At 41.7% G+C, this 5280-nt stretch carries 4 protein-coding genes; 1 reads left to right on the forward strand and 3 read right to left on the reverse strand.

What is annotated here, in order from left to right; all coding sequences use genetic code 11:
* Positions 1 to 206 (reverse strand): glucokinase (locus tag B2R65_RS18400; protein WP_286745089.1); only part of this gene is annotated, 206 nt, incomplete at its 3' end.
* Positions 207 to 485: 279 nt separating this feature from the next.
* Between B2R65_RS18400 and B2R65_RS18405 the strand changes: the two genes are divergently transcribed.
* Positions 486 to 1502: a LacI family DNA-binding transcriptional regulator gene (locus B2R65_RS18405; protein ID WP_264389611.1), complete on the forward strand. Its 1017-nt coding sequence runs from the start codon at positions 486 to 488 to the stop codon at positions 1500 to 1502.
* A gap of 109 nt (positions 1503 to 1611) precedes the next feature.
* On the opposite strand, the gene B2R65_RS18410 is transcribed toward B2R65_RS18405, so the two are convergent.
* Complete coding sequence (locus B2R65_RS18410) at positions 1612 to 4023, reverse strand: glycoside hydrolase family 15 protein (RefSeq protein ID WP_286745094.1); 2412 nt, start codon at positions 4021 to 4023, stop codon at positions 1612 to 1614.
* A gap of 9 nt (positions 4024 to 4032) precedes the next feature.
* A partial coding sequence (locus B2R65_RS18415) for an MFS transporter (RefSeq protein WP_286745097.1) occupies positions 4033 to 5280 on the reverse strand: 1248 nt, incomplete at its 5' end.

Consider the following 5280-nt stretch of genomic DNA (forward strand, 5'->3'; position numbering starts at 1 on the left):
GGCGTAACATGGGGAATCGTTGTTAGGTATTGTTCAAGTGCGCTTTCTAAAGAGCCAAAATTAGCACTGGGAAATATGTTAATATGCTCAATAACAAATTGGTTAGTTTGCTCATTAAAGTCGGTAATTAATGCAAAGCGCGCATTGGTGCCACCAATATCGGCAACTAAGATAGGGTTAAACTGGGCAGAAGAATTTTGGCTCATGGTATTATCTCTTTTGTGTAAGCGGCTTATGCTTATTATTTTACAACGGCTATGCGTTGTTATTTATACACTTTGAGCTATCACCTCAAAGTAGCTATCACAGTAAAAAAGGCTGCTATATAAAATAGCAGCTAATACGTTTTGACAACAAAATGATAAAACATTGGCATTATGACACCGGTGTCAGGATTAGATCAATAATAAATCGCAAAAAGCTTGAAATAATTCACTAATAGTCGAAAATGACACAATTATTTAGCATTTAATTAAGTTGTAACAATGAAAGGTAAAGCCACCTCATTTGACATTGCCCATTATGCAGGGGTTTCACAATCAACTGTATCTCGCGCTTTACGTAACAGCCCCCTTGTTAATGAAGAAACACGCAAACGCGTCCACGACATAGCAAAACAACTTAACTATAAAGTTGATAAAAATGCCAGCAACTTACGTACTCAGCAAAGTAGTACCCTTGCGCTATTGTTGTTTGAAGACCCAACATCAGATGAATCACAAATAAATCCATTCTTTTTATCAATGCTGGGCAGTATTACTCGTGCGTGTGCAAAAGAAGGTTACGACTTATTGGTATCGTTTCAATCAGCTAGCGCCGATTGGCAAGCCGACTACGAAGACAGCCACAGAGCCGATGGTATTATTTTGCTCGGCTATGGTGATTACATAGACTTTCAACCAAAATTTAAAACCTTGCTTGACCAAAACACTAAGTTTGTATGCTGGGGCGCCACAGTAGATAACCGCCCAGATCTTACTGTATGCTGCGACAACTACGGCGGGGGCAAACTAGCCGCTGGCCATTTAATTGCCCATAGCCGCACCGATTGCGCGTTTATCGGTGATGCATCTGATCACAGCCCAGAATTTTTTGCCCGCTTTCAGGGGTTTAAAGATGAGCTACTTACTAATGGTATAACCATTAATGAGCGAAAAATGGCCAATGCTATTTCTACTGAAGAGTCTGGTTATCATGCTACGCGCTCACTTATTGCTAATAACATAAAATTTAACGCCTTATTTGCCGCCAGTGATTTAATTGCCATTGGTGCAATTCGCGCTTTAAAAGAAGCCAATATTAATGTCCCTAACGAAGTGGCCGTGGTCGGTTTTGATAACATAGCCATTGCAAGCTACATAAACCCACCGCTTACAACCATAGCGCAAGACACCACCGTCGCAGGGCAAATGTTAGTAGAGAACCTACTTAAATTAATACGTGAAGAAGAAGTACAAAGCACCCTTTTACCACCGGTATTAATTGCCAGAGGGTCTAGTTAAGAATTTATAACTCAACGTCATTGTGCTTATTAAACATTAAACCCCCCACTTAGATACAAAAAAGCCACGGCTGTTAACCGTGGCTTTAATTTTACATTTTGAACTAGCCTTATTTTAAAGCTTTCTCAACAACGGGATAATGATCCCAAACTTGTTTGTCGCTCAGTGAACGAACTAATTTAATATACTCGGCATGAGTCCATGCCAATGGTGTTGCTGAATTAGTTCCCTCGCCTAGCTCATAACCTGCTTTGTTAACCCCTACACCATCCCATACTTGCTCTGGTAACATAAGGCCGTTATTAGCAAATTGCTCTAAGCCTTTCACATAGCTGTTTTTAATTTGCGCTTGTTTAGCATCATCCAGAGCGTTGTTTGCATTAGCCGCTGCGATTTCGTAATGCCCGCGCTCACCGGTGAAAAATGGCCATACACGCCCACGTTGGCCTGGTGTATTACTGCCACCCTCAGCATAGTTTGTGCCTTTAACTTCATCTTCACCGTAGCCATCATTGCCATAGCGGCGGTAGCCTGCAAAAGTGCCGCTGCCATCGTCAAAGCTAAAGCTGTATTTGACTTGTAGGTTATCTTCTAGTGTTTCGTCGTCATACTCAGGTAGTGTTTTAACTATGCTTTCATCATTTGCACCGCGTACACCATAGCGTACTAGCTCTAAAAACCCGCCATCTAAAATTTGCTTTTTATTAAACCCTTCGCGGCCATTATTAGTGTTAATTTTAGTGTTTGAGTTTGCATCGGTATCTTGGCCTATGCGAATAAAGTATTCGCCATCGCTATTTTCGCCTTTTAAGTTACCTTCGGTAGTAAACATTTGCGATTCAATATCGCTGCTGTATTTTTTAGCCGTGGCAAGGTAGCGCTGCGCGTTTTTATCATCGCCACTAAGCGTTGCGATATCGCTTGCGGTAATAAGGCCTGCCACTATTGCCGCAGTTGTAGATGGCGAATAACCGCTTTGCTCTTCCCAGCGCTCTTGTTGTGTTGCCGGTGGTGTAATTTGTGTGTCGTTCCACAAAATTTTAGCAAGTCCGCCCTCTACTAAAAAATCTGCCGCTGGTTTTAACATTTTGCCGTACCAGTTTTTTAGCTCTTCATCGCTAAGTACGTTGGCTTTATGTAACTTCCATGCCAGCATGATAGGCATAGCGGTTTGGTCAAGCTGTACGCCTACCCATTCTAATTCACCATCGACGTGTGTTTTTTGTAAAAACCAGCCTGTATCGCCTTTATTACCTGGTGTTTTGCTATTTACTTGCACTTTTTCAAGGTATTCAAACGCTGTTTTTGCTGTGGCAGTATCACCAAGCGCCATAAATGCCATGGCTACTTGATAAAAATCGCGCACCCATACCGCTTTATAACCCGTAGAACCTTCTTTGGCTGAAACCGTTTCGCCCCATGGGTTAGATAAAGAAGCAATTAATGCCCCTGCGTGTGTTTTATCTTCTTGTGCTTTTAATACCATGGCGCTGGTGTATAAAAGCTTACCGTTATCGGCTGTTTGTTCAACCATGGTATTAAGTGGTTTTAGGCTTTGTAGGTAATCTTCCCAGCCTAGCGCTTCACCTTTGCCGTTGTAGTGATCGAGCACCGTTTGGTACCCTTTTGCCAAACTTTGTTCACCTTGCTGAATACTTTGCTGCTGCGTTTTACCAAAGCTCAGGGCTAAATCAAAAGTGGTATTTGCACTTATCTCGCCAAGCTCTGCAAGCATGCTTACATTACCAGCAGTTTCGCCGGTATTTGTGTATTGGGTAGTTATAGATTGCGTAGTTTTAAGGGTGTTAATACCGTCACTTTTTCCTGTAAACCCTACCGTTTTTGCTTTAAATGGTGACGCGGATTGAAGTGATAGATAGTTATCGTTTTCCCATGCTACTAGGCCTTGCTCTGTTGTTTTAGCAAAGTCACCTAAGCCGTTATTATTAATGTACGGATTAACAGACACATACGCTTTTAGCCCTTCAAGCTCAGTATTAAATACGCTGCGTACAAATAGGGTTTGCCCATCTGGGTCAGTAAAGATGTGTTTTTCTAGGCTAAAGCGGCCTTGTTTATCAGTGCTTGTTACTTTATAAGCCAGCGATAACGGGCGACCTTGTGCATCTTTATGTAAGTAATCAATGGTGACATTTAAATCATCCGCTTCACTAACGGTAAAATCTTTACCTGTTACTATAAATTGCATGTCTTTTATTTGTGCTTGGTGAATAAGCCCAAACATGGTTTCGGTGATCACCCCTTTAGCAATTGAAAACCATACTTTAGACACATCCCCCGTTGCAGCTGCATCAGTGTATTGGCCGTTTTGGTATTGCTCGTATGATGTACCAATACCTGTTTTACCCGCATAAGCCCAAAAAGGCTCTGCACCTGGGGCACCTGGTGCTGATGTAACCTGTGCTGTGGTACTTTCGTTAGTTGTACTTGTGTTTTGAGCGCCGCAAGCCGTTAAACCTAACGTTAAAAGAGAGGCGGTTATAAGGTTATATTTTTTCATTGTGTGTCCTTAATGAGAATTTTTAACGCGCATTACTGCAACAGCAGCAACAACAAACGAAGCTGCACCAATTAATAATGCGTAAATAGGCTGATTAGAAAATACGTGGCGTAAAATAAGCCCTAAAACACTGGCGGCAAGTAACTGGGGTATAACTATAAAAAAGTTAAAAATCCCCATATAAACGCCCATTTTGTTACTCGGTAGTGCATTACTTAACATGGCATACGGGAGTGATAAAATAGACGCCCACGCAAACCCTACGCCTATCATAGGTATAAGTAACATTTTAGGGTCTTGTATAAACATAAAGCTTGCAAGACCTAACGCGCCAAGCAATAAATTAAAGCAATGCGCGCCTTTTAATCCCATTTTTTTAACTAAAAACGGAATACACATAGCGGCTATTGCGGCAAATCCATTGTAAGCGGCAAATAAAATACCCACCCAGTCAGCACCATCGTTAAATGCTTTAGAGGTTGCATCGCTACTACCATAATGAAAGCTTGTTACTGCAGCGGTGGTATAAATCCACATAGCAAATAAAGTAAACCAGCTAAAAAACTGCACCCAGGCAAGCTGCTTCATGGCCTCTGGCATAGTAAATACATCTTGTACTACTTGGTAAAAACCACCTTGGGTTTTATTCGCACTTTTAAGCGCCGCTGTAATCCACTGCACAATACCAAAGGCTAATAAACCACCAGCAAGTAGGTATAATTCTTTTTCAAGGGATAAGCTCATGACTAATGCAAGAGTTGCTAAACCCAGTACCACAAAAATAATGGCACCTTTATTAAAGTTAATATCAACCACTTTGCTTGTTGTAGGTTGTGCGCTTTGCTTTTCAAAAGCCGTTAATTGCTCAGGGCTATATTCTTTAGTACGTGCTACGGTCCAAAGCACGGCAACAAGTAACACCACCCCGCCCCAATAAAATGAGTATTTAACAGATTCAGGAATTTGCCCTGAGGCTGCAGTATTGCTTACATCAAACCAGTTGGTCATCATCCATGGTAATGCTGAGGCTAGTACAGCACCAATACCAATAAAAAAGCTTTGTAAACCGTAGCCTGTCGCGCGTTGTTTTTCTGGCAAGTTATCACCAACAAGTGCTCTAAACGGTTCCATGGTTACGTTGATTGACGCATCCATGATCCATAACATACCCGCGGCAATCCAAAGCGTTGGTGAATGCGGCATAATAAATAGTGAAAGCGTTGTTAACACTGCGCCTATAAAAAAGAACGGACGACG

Origin of the sequence: Pseudoalteromonas sp. UBA2102 (assembly GCF_002331165.1) — a bacterium.
Classification (GTDB): domain Bacteria; phylum Pseudomonadota; class Gammaproteobacteria; order Enterobacterales; family Alteromonadaceae; genus Pseudoalteromonas; species Pseudoalteromonas atlantica.

What these genes read in the sequence shown, in the direction of transcription:
- B2R65_RS18410 (WP_286745094.1), bottom strand. Translation starts at nt 4,023, where the DNA reads ATGAAAAAATATAACCTTATAACCGCCTCTCTTTTAACGTTAGGTTTA.
- B2R65_RS18405 (WP_264389611.1), top strand. Translation starts at nt 486, where the DNA reads ATGAAAGGTAAAGCCACCTCATTTGACATTGCCCATTATGCAGGGGTT.